Source organism: Streptomyces shaanxiensis, assembly GCF_039537145.1.
Classification (GTDB): Bacteria; Actinomycetota; Actinomycetes; order Streptomycetales; family Streptomycetaceae; genus Streptomyces; species Streptomyces shaanxiensis.
In genome coordinates, this window is the sequence record NZ_BAAAZY010000004.1 from 1 (window position 1) to 15,525 (window position 15,525).

At 70.6% G+C, this 15,525-nt stretch carries 11 protein-coding genes and 1 pseudogene; 9 read left to right on the forward strand and 3 right to left on the reverse strand.

Annotated features, from left to right (window positions below; genetic code table 11):
• The 5 genes and pseudogenes from ABD932_RS04445 to ABD932_RS04465 form a co-directional block, all read left to right on the forward strand.
• Positions 1 to 436, forward strand: a pseudogene (locus ABD932_RS04445) (DUF3459 domain-containing protein); the annotation flags it as partial.
• A 5-nt stretch (positions 437 to 441) separates the two neighbouring features.
• Positions 442 to 2,166 (forward strand): maltose alpha-D-glucosyltransferase, encoded by a 1,725-nt coding sequence (gene treS / locus ABD932_RS04450; RefSeq protein WP_345008762.1) that lies wholly within the window; start codon positions 442 to 444, stop codon positions 2,164 to 2,166.
• A 33-nt stretch (positions 2,167 to 2,199) separates the two neighbouring features.
• Positions 2,200 to 3,561, forward strand: a complete 1,362-nt coding sequence (locus ABD932_RS04455; protein WP_345008763.1) for a maltokinase N-terminal cap-like domain-containing protein — start codon at positions 2,200 to 2,202, stop codon at positions 3,559 to 3,561.
• Between the two features lie 4 nt (positions 3,562 to 3,565).
• Positions 3,566 to 5,779, forward strand: a complete 2,214-nt coding sequence (gene glgB / locus ABD932_RS04460; protein ID WP_345008764.1) for a 1,4-alpha-glucan branching enzyme — start codon at positions 3,566 to 3,568, stop codon at positions 5,777 to 5,779.
• A gap of 131 nt (positions 5,780 to 5,910) precedes the next feature.
• A complete protein-coding gene (locus ABD932_RS04465; protein WP_345008765.1) occupies positions 5,911 to 7,815 on the forward strand; it encodes an AMP-dependent synthetase/ligase in 1,905 nt (634 codons plus the stop codon).
• A 6-nt stretch (positions 7,816 to 7,821) separates the two neighbouring features.
• Here ABD932_RS04465 and ABD932_RS04470 read toward each other — a convergent pair whose 3' ends face one another.
• Positions 7,822 to 8,382, reverse strand: coding sequence for a fibronectin type III domain-containing protein (locus tag ABD932_RS04470; protein WP_345008766.1), 561 nt, complete (start codon positions 8,380 to 8,382; stop codon positions 7,822 to 7,824).
• Between the two features lie 10 nt (positions 8,383 to 8,392).
• Positions 8,393 to 8,995, reverse strand: a complete 603-nt coding sequence (locus ABD932_RS04475; RefSeq protein WP_345008767.1) for a hypothetical protein — start codon at positions 8,993 to 8,995, stop codon at positions 8,393 to 8,395.
• Between the two features lie 286 nt (positions 8,996 to 9,281).
• On the opposite strand from ABD932_RS04475, the gene ABD932_RS04480 reads away from it, so the two are divergent.
• From ABD932_RS04480 to ABD932_RS04495, 4 genes are all read left to right on the forward strand, one after another.
• A complete protein-coding gene (locus tag ABD932_RS04480) occupies positions 9,282 to 10,667 on the forward strand; it encodes an NAD(P)/FAD-dependent oxidoreductase (RefSeq protein WP_345008768.1) in 1,386 nt (461 codons plus the stop codon).
• 112 nt (positions 10,668 to 10,779) lie between these two features.
• A complete protein-coding gene (locus ABD932_RS04485; RefSeq protein WP_345008769.1) occupies positions 10,780 to 13,023 on the forward strand; it encodes an FUSC family protein in 2,244 nt (747 codons plus the stop codon).
• 35 nt (positions 13,024 to 13,058) lie between these two features.
• Positions 13,059 to 13,280 (forward strand): hypothetical protein, encoded by a 222-nt coding sequence (locus ABD932_RS04490; RefSeq protein ID WP_345008770.1) that lies wholly within the window; start codon positions 13,059 to 13,061, stop codon positions 13,278 to 13,280.
• Positions 13,281 to 13,625: 345 nt separating this feature from the next.
• Positions 13,626 to 14,081 (forward strand): cyclic nucleotide-binding domain-containing protein, encoded by a 456-nt coding sequence (locus ABD932_RS04495; RefSeq protein WP_345008771.1) that lies wholly within the window; start codon positions 13,626 to 13,628, stop codon positions 14,079 to 14,081.
• A 73-nt stretch (positions 14,082 to 14,154) separates the two neighbouring features.
• Here the strand turns inward: ABD932_RS04495 and ABD932_RS04500 are convergent, their stop codons facing one another.
• Positions 14,155 to 15,465 carry an MFS transporter gene (locus ABD932_RS04500; RefSeq protein ID WP_345008772.1) on the reverse strand — a complete coding sequence of 437 codons (1,311 nt, stop codon included), beginning with the start codon at positions 15,463 to 15,465 and terminating at the stop codon, positions 14,155 to 14,157.
• Positions 15,466 to 15,525: the final 60 nt, after the last annotated feature.

Consider the following 15,525-nt stretch of genomic DNA (forward strand, 5'->3'; position numbering starts at 1 on the left):
GGAATACCTCCACTCGGAGAAGTACCAGCTCCGCCCCCGCGACTGGGAAACCGCCGAACGCGAAGGCCGCACCATCACTCCCCTGATCACGCGGCTCAACGCCATCCGCAGAAGCCACCCCGCACTGCACCGGCTCAGGAACCTCCGCTTCCACCACACCGACAACGACGCGCTCATCGCCTACAGCAAGCGCACGGGCCCGGACACGGTTCTGGTGGTCGCCAACCTCGACCCCCACCACACCCAGGAGGCCACGGTCTCGTTGGACATGCCGCACCTCGGCCTGGACTGGGATGCCTCCCTGTCCGTGCACGACGAACTGACGGGTGAGACCTACCGCTGGGGCCGGACCAACTACGTACGCCTGGAGCCCGGAAGGGCGCCCGCGCACGTGCTCCACGTCCAGGCATCGCCACCGCAGATCGGAGGGTCTTGAGCGTCATGACCGTCAACGAGCCCGTGCTGGACACCTTCGAGGACACTCCTGCCAAGGATCGTGACCCGGACTGGTTCAAACGCGCCGTCTTCTACGAGGTCCTGGTCCGCTCCTTCCAGGACAGCAACGGCGACGGCGTCGGCGACCTCAAAGGCCTGACCTCCAAACTCGACTACCTGCAATGGCTCGGCGTCGACTGCCTGTGGCTGCCACCCTTCTTCAAGTCACCGCTGAGGGACGGCGGCTACGACGTCTCCGACTACACCTCCGTACTCCCCGAATTCGGCGACCTCGCCGACTTCGTGGAATTCGTGGACTCCGCCCACCAGCGCGGCATGCGGGTCATCATCGACTTCGTCATGAACCACACCAGCGACCAGCACCCGTGGTTCCAGGAATCCAGGAAAGACCCCGACGGCCCCTACGGCGACTACTACGTATGGGCCGACGACGACAAGGCATACGGCGACGCCCGCATCATCTTCGTCGACACCGAGGCCTCCAACTGGACCTTCGACCCGGTCCGCAAGCAGTACTTCTTCCACCGCTTCTTCTCCCACCAGCCCGACCTCAACTACGAGAACCCGGCAGTACAGGAGGAGATCCTCGCCGCCCTGCGATTCTGGCTGGACCTCGGCATCGACGGCTTCCGGCTCGATGCCGTGCCCTACCTGTATGCGGAGGAGGGCACCAACTGCGAGAACCTGCCAGCCACGCACGAGTTCCTCAGGCGCGTCCGCCGCGAGATCGACGCGATGTATCCGGACACGGTGCTGCTGGCCGAGGCCAACCAGTGGCCTGAAGACGTGGTGGACTATTTCGGCGACTTCCGCAGCGGCGGCGACGAGTGCCACATGGCCTTCCACTTCCCGGTGATGCCGCGGATCTTCATGGCCGTACGGCGGGAATCCCGCTACCCGGTCTCGGAAATCCTCGCCAAGACCCCGGCCATCCCCTCCGGCTGCCAGTGGGGCATCTTCCTGCGCAACCACGACGAGCTGACCCTCGAAATGGTCACCGACGAGGAACGCGACTACATGTGGGCGGAATACGCCAAGGACCCCCGCATGCGCGCCAACATCGGCATCCGGCGCAGGCTGGCCCCGCTCCTCGACAACGACCGTCATTCGATCGAGCTGTTCACCGCCCTGCTGCTCGCCCTGCCGGGCAGCCCGATCCTCTACTACGGCGACGAGATCGGCATGGGCGACAACATCTGGCTCGGCGACCGCGACGCCGTCCGCACCCCCATGCAGTGGACCCCGGACCGCAACGCCGGCTTCTCCACCTGTGACCCGGGCAAGCTCTACCTCCCCACGATCATGGACCCGGTCTACGGCTACCAGGTGACCAACGTCGAGGCGTCGATGGCCTCCCCGTCCTCCCTGCTGCACTGGACCCGCCGGATGATCGAGATCCGCAAGCAGAACCCCGCCTTCGGACTCGGCACCTACACGGAACTGCAGTCCTCCAACCCGGCGGTCCTCGCCTTCCTCCGCGAGTACGAGGACGACCTCGTGCTGTGCGTGAACAACTTCGCGCGCTTCGCGCAGCCCACCGAGCTCGACCTGCGCGAGTTCAGCGGGCGCCACCCGGTGGAGCTGTTCGGCGGGGTCCGCTTCCCGGCGATCGGCGAACTGCCGTATCTGCTGACCCTCGGGGGCCACGGCTTCTACTGGTTCCGGCTCTCCCGAGTCGCATCCCGCATCGGCCGACGGCTTTCAGCCTGAGCTCTGAGCCTGCCGAGGAAAGGACGCGTCACCATGCAGAAGACCGCATCTCCCCGACCGACCCGTACGGTCGACGCCGGCCCGATGGCCTCGCTCGCCGGGTTGCTGCGCGAGTGGCTGCCACGGCAGCGCTGGTTCGCGGGCAAGGACCGGCCCGTCACCGATCTGTCGCTGCTGTCGATGACGGAGCTGTTCCCGGGCTGTCTGCATCTGCTGGTGCACGCCGGTCACTCGGCGGTGCCCGCGCCGGGCGGCACACCCCCGGCCGGTGACTGCTACCAGCTGCTGATCGGCGTACGGCAGCACCTCTCGCCGCGCCTCGGCCGGGCGCTCATCGGGCGGGCCGAGGAGGGGCCGCTGGCCGGTCTGACGGTGTTCGACGCGTTGCAGGACCCCCGGTCGGCCCAGTTGCTCCTGGAGCGGCTGCGGCACCCCGGTGCGTCGGGACCGCTGCGGTTCGAGGCGGACCCGTCGGTGACCGTGCCCGCCGGGCTGGTGCCACGGGTGCTGGACGCCGAGCAGTCCAACTCCTCACTGGTGTACGGCGACGCGTTCATCCTGAAGCTCTTCCGGCGCATCCAGCCGGGCGTCAACCCCGACCTGGAGGTGCCGGGCGCGCTGGCCGAGCAGGGCTGCCGCCGGGTGCCGGCCCCCGTGGCCTGGTTCCGCACGACGCATCCGCGCGAGGCGACGCTCGGGGTGCTACAGCCGTTCCTGCGGGACGCCTCCGACGGCTGGACCCTGGCGCTGGACGCGCTGGCCTCGGGCGGCGACTTCACGGCGGAGGCCCGTCAGCTGGGGCGGGCGACGGCGGAGGTGCATCTGGCGCTGGCGTCGGCCTTCCCTTCGCTGGGCCTCGGCGAGAACGGCCGTACGGCGGCGGCGATGACCGAGCGCCTGGAGAACGCCGCGCACTTCGTCCCCGCGCTCCAGCCCTATGTCCCCGGCCTGCGCACCGCCTTCGGTGCCCTCGCCGCCTGCGATCCCGGGCCGCCGGCCCAGCGCATCCACGGTGACCTGCATCTGGGTCAGGTGCTGCGGGCCGGACGTGAGTGGTTCGTCATCGACTTCGAGGGCGAGCCGTCCCGTCCGCTCGCCGAGCGGCGTGCCGTCCACTCGCCGGTGCGGGACATCGCCGGCATGCTGCGCTCCTTCGACTACGCCGCCCGGCAGCGCCGACCGTGGCGTCCGGAGTGGGCGCGCCGCTGCCGGGAGGCCTACTGCGCGGGCTATGCCGCCCGCGCCGGATGGGACCCGCGCAAGAAGCACGGCTTGCTGCGTGCTTACGAGACCGACCGCGCCGTGTATGAGGTCCTGTACGAGGCCCGGCACCGACCCGACTGGTTGCCCGTACCGATGGCGGCGATCGAACGCCTCGCCGTGAGAGGAGCCTGACCCCATGGCCCTGCACGAGACCTCGCGCCCCGAGCCGGCCGGACCGGGCCGGAGTGCCGCCGCGCCCGCACTCGACCAGGCCGACCGTGATCGCCTGCTGTCGGGCGCCCACCACGATCCGCACGCGCTGCTCGGCGCCCATCCGGTGCCCGGCGGGATCGCCTTCCGGGCGCTGCGCCCGTTCGCGCGTGCGGTGAGCGTGGTGGTCGACGGCGAGCGCACCGGGCTGGTCTCGGAGGGCGGCGGCCTCTTCTCCGGCGTACTGCCGCTGGACGCGATCCCCGCGTACACCCTGCTCGTGTCGTACGCGGAGGACGGGTCCGACGAGCGCGAGGTCCACGACCCGTACCGTTTCCTGCCCGCCCTCGGCGAGCTCGACCTGCACCTCGTCCGCGAGGGTCGGCACGAGGAGCTGTGGAAGGCGCTGGGCGCCGAGCCGATGACCCACCAGGGCGTGACCGGCACCCGTTTCACGGTGTGGGCGCCGAACGCCCAGGGCGTGCGGGTCGCCGGGGACTTCACCTGCTGGGACGGTACGGCGTTCCCGATGCGGTCCCTCGGGGCGTCCGGGGTGTGGGAGCTGTTCCTGCCGGGCATCGGCGAGGGCGCCCGGTACAAGTTCGAGATCACCTCCCGGTACGGCGGCCGGTTCCTCAAGGCCGATCCGATGGCGCGCCGTGCGGAGGTCCCGCCGGACACGGCGTCGATCGTGCACGCCTCGCACTACGAGTGGGGCGACGAGCGGTGGATGGCGCACCGGGGTGACGTCCCGGTGCACCAGGCGCCGTTCTCGGTCTACGAGGTGCATCTCCCGTCCTGGCGTCCGGGCCTGACGTACCGCGAACTCGCCGAGCAACTGCCCGCGTACGTCAACGACCTCGGCTTCACCCACGTCGAGTTCATGCCCGTCGCGCAGCACCCCTTCGCCGGTTCCTGGGGCTACCAGGTCACCAGCTTCTACGCGCCCACGGCCCGCCTCGGCACCCCCGACGACTTCAAGTACCTGGTCGACGCCCTGCACCAGGCCGGCATCGGGGTGATCGTGGACTGGGTGCCCGCCCACTTCCCCAAGGACGACTGGGCGCTGAGCCGCTTCGACGGGGACCCGCTGTACGAACCCGGGGACGCGCGGCGGGCCGAGCACCCGGACTGGGGGACGTTCGAGTTCGACTACGGGCGTACCGAGGTCCGCAACTTCCTGGTCGCCAACGCCACGTACTGGTGCGAGGAGTTCCACATCGACGGGCTGCGGGTGGACGCCGTCGCCTCGATGCTCTACCTCGACTACTCGCGGGACTCCGGGCAGTGGGCGCCGAACGCCTACGGCGGGCGGGAGGACCTGGACGCGATGGCGTTCCTGCAGGAGATGAACGCGACCGTGTACCGGCGCAACCCCGGGGTCGTGACGATCGCGGAGGAGTCGACCGCCTGGGGCGGGGTGACCCGGCCGACCGACAGCGGCGGGCTGGGGTTCGGGCTGAAGTGGAACATGGGCTGGATGCACGACTCGCTGGAGTACGTCGCCAAGGAGCCGGTGCACCGCAAGTACCACCACAACGAGATGACGTTCTCGATGGTGTACGCCTACAGCGAGAACTACGTCCTGCCCATCTCCCACGACGAGGTCGTGCACGGCAAGCAGGCGCTGGTCTCCAAGATGCCCGGGGACTGGTGGCAGCGCCGTGCCAACCACCGCGCGTACCTGGGCTTCATGTGGGCCCACCCCGGCAAGCAACTCCTGTTCATGGGGCAGGAGTTCGCGCAGGGCGCGGAATGGTCCGAGGCGCACGGCCCCGAGTGGTGGCTGCTCGATCCCGGGTACGCGTGGGCGGGTGACCATCGGGGCGTGCAGGATCTGGTCCGTGACCTCAACGCGTTCTACCGGGCGACTCCGGCCCTCTGGGAGCGGGACACCGACCCGGGCGGGTTCCAGTGGGTGCTGGGGGACGCGGCCGACGACAACGTCTTCGCCTTTCTGCGCTTCGGTGCCGACGGCACCGCGCTGCTCGCGGTCAGCAACTTCTCCCCCGTGGTGCGCCACGACTACCGCCTCTGGGCGCCGGACCACGTCGTCGCCTGGCAGGAGACCCTCAACACCGATGCCGCGCGCTACGGCGGGAGCGATGTCACCAACCCCGACCCGGTGAAGCCGCAGGACGGGCACATCCGGCTGACGCTGCCACCGCTGGCCACGGTGTGGCTCTCGCCCCGCCCCTGAGGCCGAGATCACCGAACGGGGGTCAATTGTCAGTTCCGGGCACCGTCCGCTCGCGGCTGGGCTAGATTCGGGCACCGCCGATAACGGAACTCATCGGTGACGTCACACCCGGTACGCAACAGGAGCAGCGCATGCGCGATCTCGGCCTCGCTCCCCCCACCGTCACGTCCCTGACCGGCGGGCTCGCCGACAGCGTCTTCGAGACGGCGGCCCACAATCCCATGCTGCCGTTGCTGGCGCGCCGCCCCGACCCCTCCTCCACCACCTGGGAGGAGGTGACGGCCGTCGAGATGCGCGACGAGGTGGCCGATCTGGCCAAGGGGCTGATCGCGTCCGGTGTCTCGCCGGGCCACCGCGTGGCCATCATGGCGCGCACCCGGTACGAGTGGACGGTGTTCAGCTACGCGCTGTGGGTGGTGGGCGCCGAGGTGGTCCCGATCTATCCGACGGCGTCGCGCGACCAGGTCGAGTGGATCCTGCGGGACGCCGAGTGCGTGGCCGTCGTGGTCGAGGACGAGCAGGCGATCATGACGGTGGGCTCGGTGTGCGGATCGCTGCCGCAGTTGCGCCATGTCTGGCAGTTGGACGCGGGAGGGCTGCAACAGCTCGTGGAGCGGGGTGAGTTCATTCCGCTCACCACGGTCGAGTCGCTGCGCCGTATCGTGCTGCCGGACTCCACCGCGGTCGTCGCCTACACCTCCGGCACGACGGGCCGGCCCTTGGGCTGCGCGCTGAGTCACCGGAATCTGGCGAGCCCCTGCGACACGCTGCTCGCGGGCTGGGGCCACAAGGTGGTGCCGCCGGGAGGGCAGGCGTCCGTTCTCGCCTTCCTGCCCTTCTCCCATGTGTACGGGCTGTTGCTGCAGACCCTGTGCATCCGCGGCGGCATGATGATGGGCCACGAACCCGACCTGCGCGAGGAGTCGCTGTCGGCTGCCCTGCGCACCTTCAGGCCCACCTATTTCTGCGCCGTGCCGTCGATCTTCGAGAAGATCTACAAGAACGCCCTGCGCACGGCCCAACAGGCGGGCCGGGGCGCGCTGTTCGAGCGGGCCGCCGACACCGCGCGGGACTTCGCGGCGGCCCTGGAACGGCAGCGGCTGGGCGGAGGGCCGGGGCCCGGCTTCGATCTGCGGCTGCAACACGCCCTGTACGAGCGGACGGTGTACCGCAAGTTCCGTGCCGCGCTGGGCGGCAGGGTGATGCTCGGGACGTCCGGCGGCTCGTCCCTGAACCGTGAACTGTCCCTCTTCTACGAGGGCGTCGGCATCTACGTGAACGACGGGTACGGGCTCACGGAGACCAGCGGCGGTGTCACGGCCCAGCCGGTGGGCCGGGAGATGTCCGGGACGGTCGGGCAGGCACTGCCCGGCATGGACATCCGGGTGGCCGACGACGGGGAGATCCTGGTGCGGGGTCCTTCGGTGTTCCAGGGCTACGTCCACGACGAGGCCTCGACGCGGGCGGCGCTGCGTGGCGGCTGGCTGGCCACCGGGGACCTCGGGCGGCTGGACTCCGACGGCTATCTCACGATCACCGGGCGCAAGAAGGACGTCATCGTCACGAGCAGCGGCAAGAGCGTCTCCCCGGCGCTCCTGGAGCAGCGGCTCAGAATGCATCCGCTGGTGCATCAGGCGGTGGTGGTGGGCGACAACCGGCCTTGTGTCGGGGCCCTGATCACGCTGGACCCGGACTTCCTGGCGTACTGGCGCGAGAACCTCGCGGTGCGCAGCGACGCGCGGATCCGGGAGGCACGGGAGGAGAACACGCTGCGGGAGGAGATCGCCCGGGCCGTGGCCGCCGCCAACAGCGCGGTCTCGCGCCCGGAGTCGATCCGTGTGTTCCGGGTGCTGCCGGAACCGTTCGACGTGGCCAGCGGTCTGCTGACGCCGTCGATGAAGCTGCGCCGGGACGCGATCGTGCGGCACTACGCCCTGCAGATCGACGCGATGTACCAGGCCCGCTCGCGCGCGCCCCGGGAGCAGCTGTCGGACGAGCTCGCGCTCTGGGACGACGCGGACAACGTCTTCCGCTGAGCGCGGCTACCCGCCCGTGGTGAGCCGTACGACGTTGGACCGCTCCGCGAGGACGAAGGCGCGGATCCGGAAGGAGGCGCGCTTCTCGCCGGGCAGGGTGACCAGCGTCGTTGCGGTGACGTCCGGATCGACGACGGCGACGGGGTCGTATCTGCCGCTGTTCTCCTCGCGCATCTCCAGGAGGAATCCGTCCTCGTCCGGGGAGGTGTCGGTCCAGGTGAAGCGGATGCCGTCCGGCAGTTCGGCGCGGACCGGCCGGGACACGGGGCCTCGGTAGGTCCGCAGGCGGTAGCGGAACGTGGTGTTCGGCATGAGGTCGGGGTGGCGGTAGTTCGTCACGTGCAAGGGCAGATAGTCCAGGACGGTGTAGGGGCCCGTTTCCTCGGTCGCGAACTCCAGCATGTGGCCGGCGACTCCTGGCCGGCCGTCCGTCCAGTCGAGGTCGATGTCGGTGGGCGTCGCGAGGACGCCCCGCAAGGGCTGTTCCGTGCCGGCCGGGGAGGCCGAGCAGGCCGACAGCGCCAGGACCAGCGCTGCCGACGCTGCGATGCGCGCCGTTCCTCGCATACGACGGCCGCTACTTGCGCCAGAAGCGGATGCCGCTCCACTCCACGGTGGCCGGCCCGCTGCCGCTGTTGGTGCGGTAGGCGCCGAACTTGTCGTAGAAGCTGCCGCCGGGGCTCGCGTAGCTGTGCTTTAGCGAGCCGTTGATGTAGGTGCGGTGCTCGGCGCCGACCTGGTGGACGGTGTTGACGCGGACCGTGGCTCCGACGGTCCCGGCGTTGGAGAGCGTGGTGCCGCCGTGCACCGCGTACAGCCTGCCGCCGCGCTCGACGGCAAGCATGAAGTACGGGCCGGATCCGGACTCGTGGAAGGTCTGCTTGAGGCTGATCCGGGTGCCGCTGAGGCTGGTGATGCGGAAGTAGCCCTCGAACTGGCGCGTTCCGCCGGTGTAGGTGGCATAGCGGCGTTCAGCCCGTTGGTCGCCGCTCGCGGTGGAGCAGGTGAGCCGGAACGTCAGGCCGTCGACCTGGCCACAGCCCCGCTCCTGCACGGAGAAGCCGGGGGACACCGACTGCCAGCCGCCGGGCTCGACTTCGGCGAAGGCGTGCGGGGCGGCGAGCAAGGAGGTGGCGCACAGCGCCGAGGTGACGGTGAGGGCGCGCAGGCGTGCGAGCATATTGCCTCCTGTTCATACACATGAACTACAGTCCCTGATTTGGACGGGCGAGTCGGACGTTAGGTCCAGACCAACAAACCGTCAAGAGATCACGCGTACACGTCTTTCACCACCGAACCGGTGTGCCCCCGCGTGGGTTGGGGCAAGGTGGCTGACGACGTATTCGTCTGCCTGCTGCTCCCGGCTGGCGGAACGACCGGTGGCGCGGTGGGATCGAGGCGTGCGAAGCCGCGATCCAGGGGAAGGCGAACGTCGTCGAGGCAGACCGCCTGGAGCCGCAGAAGGGATGATCACCGTGACACGACCCAGGATCCTGGTGGTTGGCGCCGGCTTCGCCGGAGTCGGCTGCGTACGCCGGCTGGAACGCAAACTCTCCCCCGACGAGGCCGAGATCACCTTGGTGACGCCGTCCTCCTACCAGCTCTATCTGCCACTTCTGCCCCAGGTCGCCTCCGGCGTCCTGACGCCCCAGTCGATCGCCGTCTCGCTGCGCCGCAGCCGCAAGTACCGCACCCGGATCATCCCGGGCGGCGCCATCGGCGTGGACCTCGCGGCCAAGGTCTGCGTCGTGCGCACCATCACCGACAAGATCGTCAACGAGCCGTACGACTACATCGTGCTGGCCCCCGGCAGCGTCACCCGCACCTTCGACATCCCCGGGCTGACGGACCACGCGTACGGCATGAAGACGCTCGCGGAGGCCGCCTACCTGCGCGACCACGTCATCTCCCAGCTCGACCTCGCCGACGCCAGCCAGGACCCCGACGAGCGCGCGGCACGGCTGCAGTTCGTGGTGGTCGGCGGCGGATACGCGGGCACCGAGACCGCCGCGTGCCTGCAGATGCTGACGCACAACGCGGTCAAGCGCTATCCGCGGCTCGATCCGAGCCTCATCAGGTGGCATCTGATCGACATCGCGCCGAGGCTGATGCCCGAGCTGGGCGAGAAGCTCGGCGACGACGCGCAGAAGATCCTGCGCAAGCGCGGCATCGAGATCTCCCTGGGCGTGTCCATCGCGAAGGCGGGCCCCGAGGAGGTCACCTTCACCGACGGCCGGGTGATCCCCACCCGCACGCTGATCTGGACCGCCGGTGTCGTCGCCAGCCCGCTGATCGGCACGCTGGGCGCGGAGACGGTCCGGGGACGGCTCGCGGTCACCGCCGAGATGAACCTGCCCGGGCACGACGGTGTGTTCGCGCTCGGCGACGCCGCGGCCGTGCCCGATGTGGCCAAGGACGAGGAGGGCGCCGTCTGCCCGCCGACCGCCCAGCACGCCATGCGCCAGGGCAAGGTCGTGGCCGACAACGTCATCGCCGCTCTGCGCGACCAGCCGCTGCGGCCGTACAAGCACAAGGACCTCGGCCTGGTCGTCGACCTCGGCGGCCGCGACGCCGTCTCCAAGCCCATCGGCATCGAGCTGAAGGGTCTGCCGGCGATGGCCGTCGCCCGCGGCTACCACTGGTCGGCTCTGCGCACCAACGTGGCCAAGACCCGTGTCATGACGAACTGGCTGCTCAACGCCGTCGCCGGGGACGACTTCGTGCGCACCGGGTTCCTGTCCCGCAGCCCGGCCAAGCTGAAGGACTTCGAGTTCGTCCATGCCTATCTGACGCCGGAGCAGGTGCGGGCGCAGGTCGGCGGGAAGGGCGGCGCGGAAGGGGCGTCCGGCTGAACGAGGTGACTGCCTCGCTGAATCGCGGCTCGTGGCACGCGGCGTGAACGGGAACGAGCGGGAGACGGGAGAGAGGCGGGAGACGCGAGAGCGCGGGCGAGAGTACGGCGACGTGAAGGCAGCTGTTCGGCCGGTCCGGGCGCGCCTGCGGGACCGTGTCGCGGCCTCGGACCCGGGGCTGCTGCGACTGGCCGCGGGGCTGCGGACGGCCGGCGCGATCGCCCTCGCGATCGCCGTGCTCGCCCTGCTGGGCACCGACGTACCGCACCTGGTGGCGGGGGCCCTGGCCGCGATGGTCGCCACCTTCGCCATCCGGGAGAAGCAGCGCGGGCCGCAGGCCGCCACCCTCGCCCTGGGCCTCCCGGTGGCGCTGGCGTCCATGACGCTGGCGGCGGTTCTGCACCGCCACGTCCTGGTCGGCGACCTGGTCTTCGTCGCGCTCATCTTCTGTGCCGTGTACGGCCGCAGGTTCGGCGACCGAGGGACCGCACTGGGCCTGATCGGCTTCCAGATCTACTTCATGTCCCTCTTCGTCGGCGCCACCGTGGACGACCTGCCCGAGCTGTACGCAGCGGTCGCGGTGGCCTTCGGATGCAGCGCGCTGGTGCGTTTCGTCCTCGTCCCCGAGACGCCGACGGGAGTGCTCCAGCGGCTGCGCGAGGCCTTCCGCGCCCGGCTGGCTCAGCTGCTGGCGGCGCAGCTCGATCTGCTCGACGCCGGCCCGGAAGAGGCGGACCGGGCCTTGGAGCGCGTGCGCGAGGGCACCGCGCGTCTGCACGAGACGGCGCTGCTGATCCAGGGCCGGCTGGAGGAGGGAACCACCGACGAGAGCGGCGCCCGGCTGATCCAGCGGCGCGTCGCGGACGCCGAGATCACCGCCGAGCGTCTGGGGCTGTCGCTGCTGCGCGCACGCGGCGCCGAGCGGGTGGACACGCTGACCCTGCATCTGCCGGACGCGCCCGTCCCCTCGGGCGGGCGGCAGCCCGTACGGGACATGGCGACCGCGACGCTCCGACGTGACCTGGAGGCGCTGCGCCTGCTCGTCCTGCGCCCCGTCGACCAGGCCTTCGGTACCTCGGTGTCCCACCTGCGCAACCGGCTCCTCGGCTATCGCGACGAGGAGAACCTGCCCGCCGCCTCCCCCGCCGTGCAGGACGTCTTCCGGCGCATCGGCGAGGCCGCCCGCGCGGTCCTGGGGCTGCGGATCGCCCTCGGCGGGGCCCAGGACGAGGCGGACGACACCCCGGCCACGGCCCGTTCGCGCGAAGAGCTGGACGCGGAGGACGCCGTGCTCGACGCCGACGAGGAGGAGCCGCCGGAGCAGCCCGGAGGCCTGCGGCGTCCGACCACGCGGGCCGCCGTACAGGTCGCCGTGGGGTCGACGCTGGCCATCGTGGGCGGCGAGCTGCTGTCGCGGGACCGCTGGTACTGGGCGGTGCTGACCTGCTGGATCGTGTTCCTGAACACCGCGTCCACCGGCGAGATCCTGGTCAAGGGCTACCGCCGCCTGCTGGGCACCGTCCTCGGTGTCCTGGCCGGCATCGTGCTGGCGGGGGCCGTCGGTCACCACACCTGGACGGCGTTCGCGCTGGTGCTGTTGTTCGTCTTCGCGATGTTCTACTCGGCACCGCTGTCCTACACGCTGGTGTCCTTCTTCGTCACCGCGGCGCTGGGGCTGCTCTACACCCTGCTGCACACCTACAGCCTCTCGGTGCTCGTGCTGCGCATCGAGGAGACGGCGCTCGGCGCGGCCTGCGGGGTGATCGCGGCCGCGTTCGTCCTGCCGGTGCAGACCGACCGCCGTACGAACGAACTCCTCGCCACCGTGCTGGAACGGCTCGGCGACGTCACCCGCAGCGCCGTCGACCAGCTCAGCGGCGGACCGCCCGTCGAGTTGCTCGACCAGGCGCGCGACCTGGACCAGGCGCTGGCCGACCTGCGGGCCGCCACGCAGCCCCTCACGCATCCGGTGACGCCCCTGCGGGCACGGCGGGAGACCGCCCGCTATGTCGTCGCGCTGCTGGAGACGTGCGCGTACCACGCGCGCTCCCTGGCCGCGACGGCCGAGCTGCTGCCGACCCACCCCTCCATCGCGGCGGATCCCCGGCTGCGCGGGGCCGCGGGCCGTGTCGCGCACAACATCGAGGTGATCTCCGCGCACGTCAGCGGCGACCACGCCCCGGACGGGATCGAGACGGGCCCGAGCATCGCCTCCCTCCTGGGACCGGACGTCCCCGGCGCGGCGCGCTACGGCCGGGTCACCGACCGCGTCCTGCGGCATCTGCAACGCCTCGACGAGGGCGTGGCCGGTCTGGCCCGTCCCTTGGGCGTGGCCGTGAAGGCACCGGAGGGATGACCGGTCATCGGGGCGATACGGGGTACGCGTAGGGCATGACCGATGTCGTGGACTCAGACGAACTGCTGCGGCGGATGCAGCGCGCCAGGACCTGCGCCCGGCAGGAGGAGCGGACGTGGCGGGCACGGAGCGAGACACTGAGGTCGACCGATCCGGAGGCCGCCCGCGACGCCGCCGTACGGACACTGGCCTACGAGACCGTGATCACGGTGCTGGACGAGGTCCTCACCCCGGGCAGGCACTCCGAGCGGACCTGACCGGGATCCGAAGGGACCTGACAGGCATCCGAGCGGGCCCGAAACCCGAAATCGAGTGAAACCGGTCACGTGACCCGGTCTCAGGTACGCAGAATCCCCCGAGATGGTTTACGGTTCATCCATACGTGGTCACGGGGTGGACCGCAACCGTCCCCCGTGCACCACCACCTACGGCCCTGGCTGGCTTCCCCCGTCCAGCCAGGGCTTTTTCATGCCCTCGACGACCTGCCGCGCGAGATTCCCGGCCGAAACCGTCCTCCGCCGAGGTGCTCAGCGGGCCGGCAGCGGCTGAAATGGACGCAGGGAAGCACCGGAACCTCACTCATCGGCGAGGAGCCCTGTGTCATGACCAAAGCGATCAAACTGCTGACCGCACTTCCACCGCCTCAGCGCGAGCGCCTCATGTCCCTCGCACGGGAGGTCTCCTTTCCGGAGGACGCCCGGATCTTCGAGGCGGGCGGCACGGCCGACCGCTTCTGGGTCATCCGCTCGGGCGCCGTCTCCCTCGACCAGCGCGTGACGTCCCTGCAGCGGGTCACCGTCGCGAGCCTCGGCGCCGGCGACCTGCTCGGCTGGTCCTGGCTGTTCCCTCCGTACCAGTGGGACTTCGGCGCGGAGGCCTTCAGCCCCGTACGGGCCTACGAGTTCGAGGCGGCGGCGGTGCTGCGGCTGTGCGAGGAGGATCCGGGGCTCGGGATGTCGCTGGTGCGGCACGTCGCCGAAATCCTCGCGCACCGGCTGGAAATGACCCGCGGCAAGCTGATGGAGCACTACGGGCAGCACCGGCGCAGCGTGCTCTGAGCTTCGGAGGTGGTGCGCTCAGCCGCGTCGCGCATGCCGTGTGTGCTCTGCGACGTCGGATGCCGTGTGCGTGTCAGACGCGGTAGCGGCGCAGGGCAGGCACCGCGGCGGCCAGGCCCAGCATGAGGACGACGACCAGCAGGCCGCCGCCCACGGTCGCGGTACGGGGGCCGAAGGCCGAGCCCGCCGTGCCGTGCAGAACGTCGGCGAGTCGCGGTCCGCCGGCGACGACGACCGTGAACACGCCCTGCATCCGGCCGCGCATCTCGTCGCTGGCGGCGGAGAGCAGGATCGCCCCGCGGAAGACCATGGAGACCATGTCGGCGACCCCGGCCAGGGCCAGGAACGCCACCGCGAGCCACAGGCTGCCGCTCAGCCCGAACCCGGTGATGGCGGCGCCCCAGACGACGACCGCGCCGATCACCATCCAGCCGTGCCGGCGGGCCCGGGAGAACGTGCCGGAGAACAGCCCGCCGGCCACCGCGCCGATGGGGATCGCCGCGAACAGCAGACCGAGGGCCAGCCCTTCGCCGTACGACGCGTAGGTCTGGCTCGACAGTTGGGGGAACAGGGCGCGGGGCATGCCGAAGACCATCGCGATGACGTCGGCCAGGAAGGACAGCAACAGCACCTTGTGCAGGGCGATGTAGCGGAAGCCCTCCGCTATCTCGCGCACGCCCGCGCGCCGCTTCGTCGTGCCCTCCGCGCCCGCCGGTGGCGGCAGGGCGGGCAGCCGTACGACCGCCCAGACGGTGACGCACAGGGCGAGCGCGTCGATGAGGTACAGCTCGGCCAGGCCGATGACCGGTATGAGCACACCGGCCAGCAGTGGCCCGACCACCTGGCCGGTCTGCATGACGGTCGAGCCGAGGGCGCTCGCGGCGGGCAGTTCGTCGGCCGGGACCAGGCGGGCGATGGAGGCGTTGCGGGCCGGGGCGTTGAGCCCCCAGAACGCCTGCTGCACGGCCAGCAGCACCATCAGCGCGGCCACCGAGTCGAGACCGGTGACGGCCTGGAGCCAGAACAGCACCGACGTGACGGCGATGCCGATGTTGGTGATCAGCAGCAGCCTGCGCCGGTCCATGCTGTCGGCGACGGCACCGCCCCACAGCGCGAACACCACGAGCGGCAGGAGTCCGGCGAGGCTCGCGGCGCCGACCCACGCCGAGGAGCCGGTGATGTCGTAGATCTGCTTGGGCACCGCGACCGCGGTGAGCTGGCTGCCGACGGCCGTGACGATGGTCGAGGACCACAGGCGGCGGTAGGCCGGGCGGCGCAAGGGCCGGGTGTCCATGGCCCAGCGGCGCCAGCCGCGCCGGGCGGGTGCGGGCGCCTTGGCGGTAGACGCCGGCTGCTCTTCGGTGCTGCTCTCGCTCGTGTCCACGGGCTTCCTGGTTGCTCGTTACACCTATCGGGAACCAGGGATCACTATGGCACCGGACGT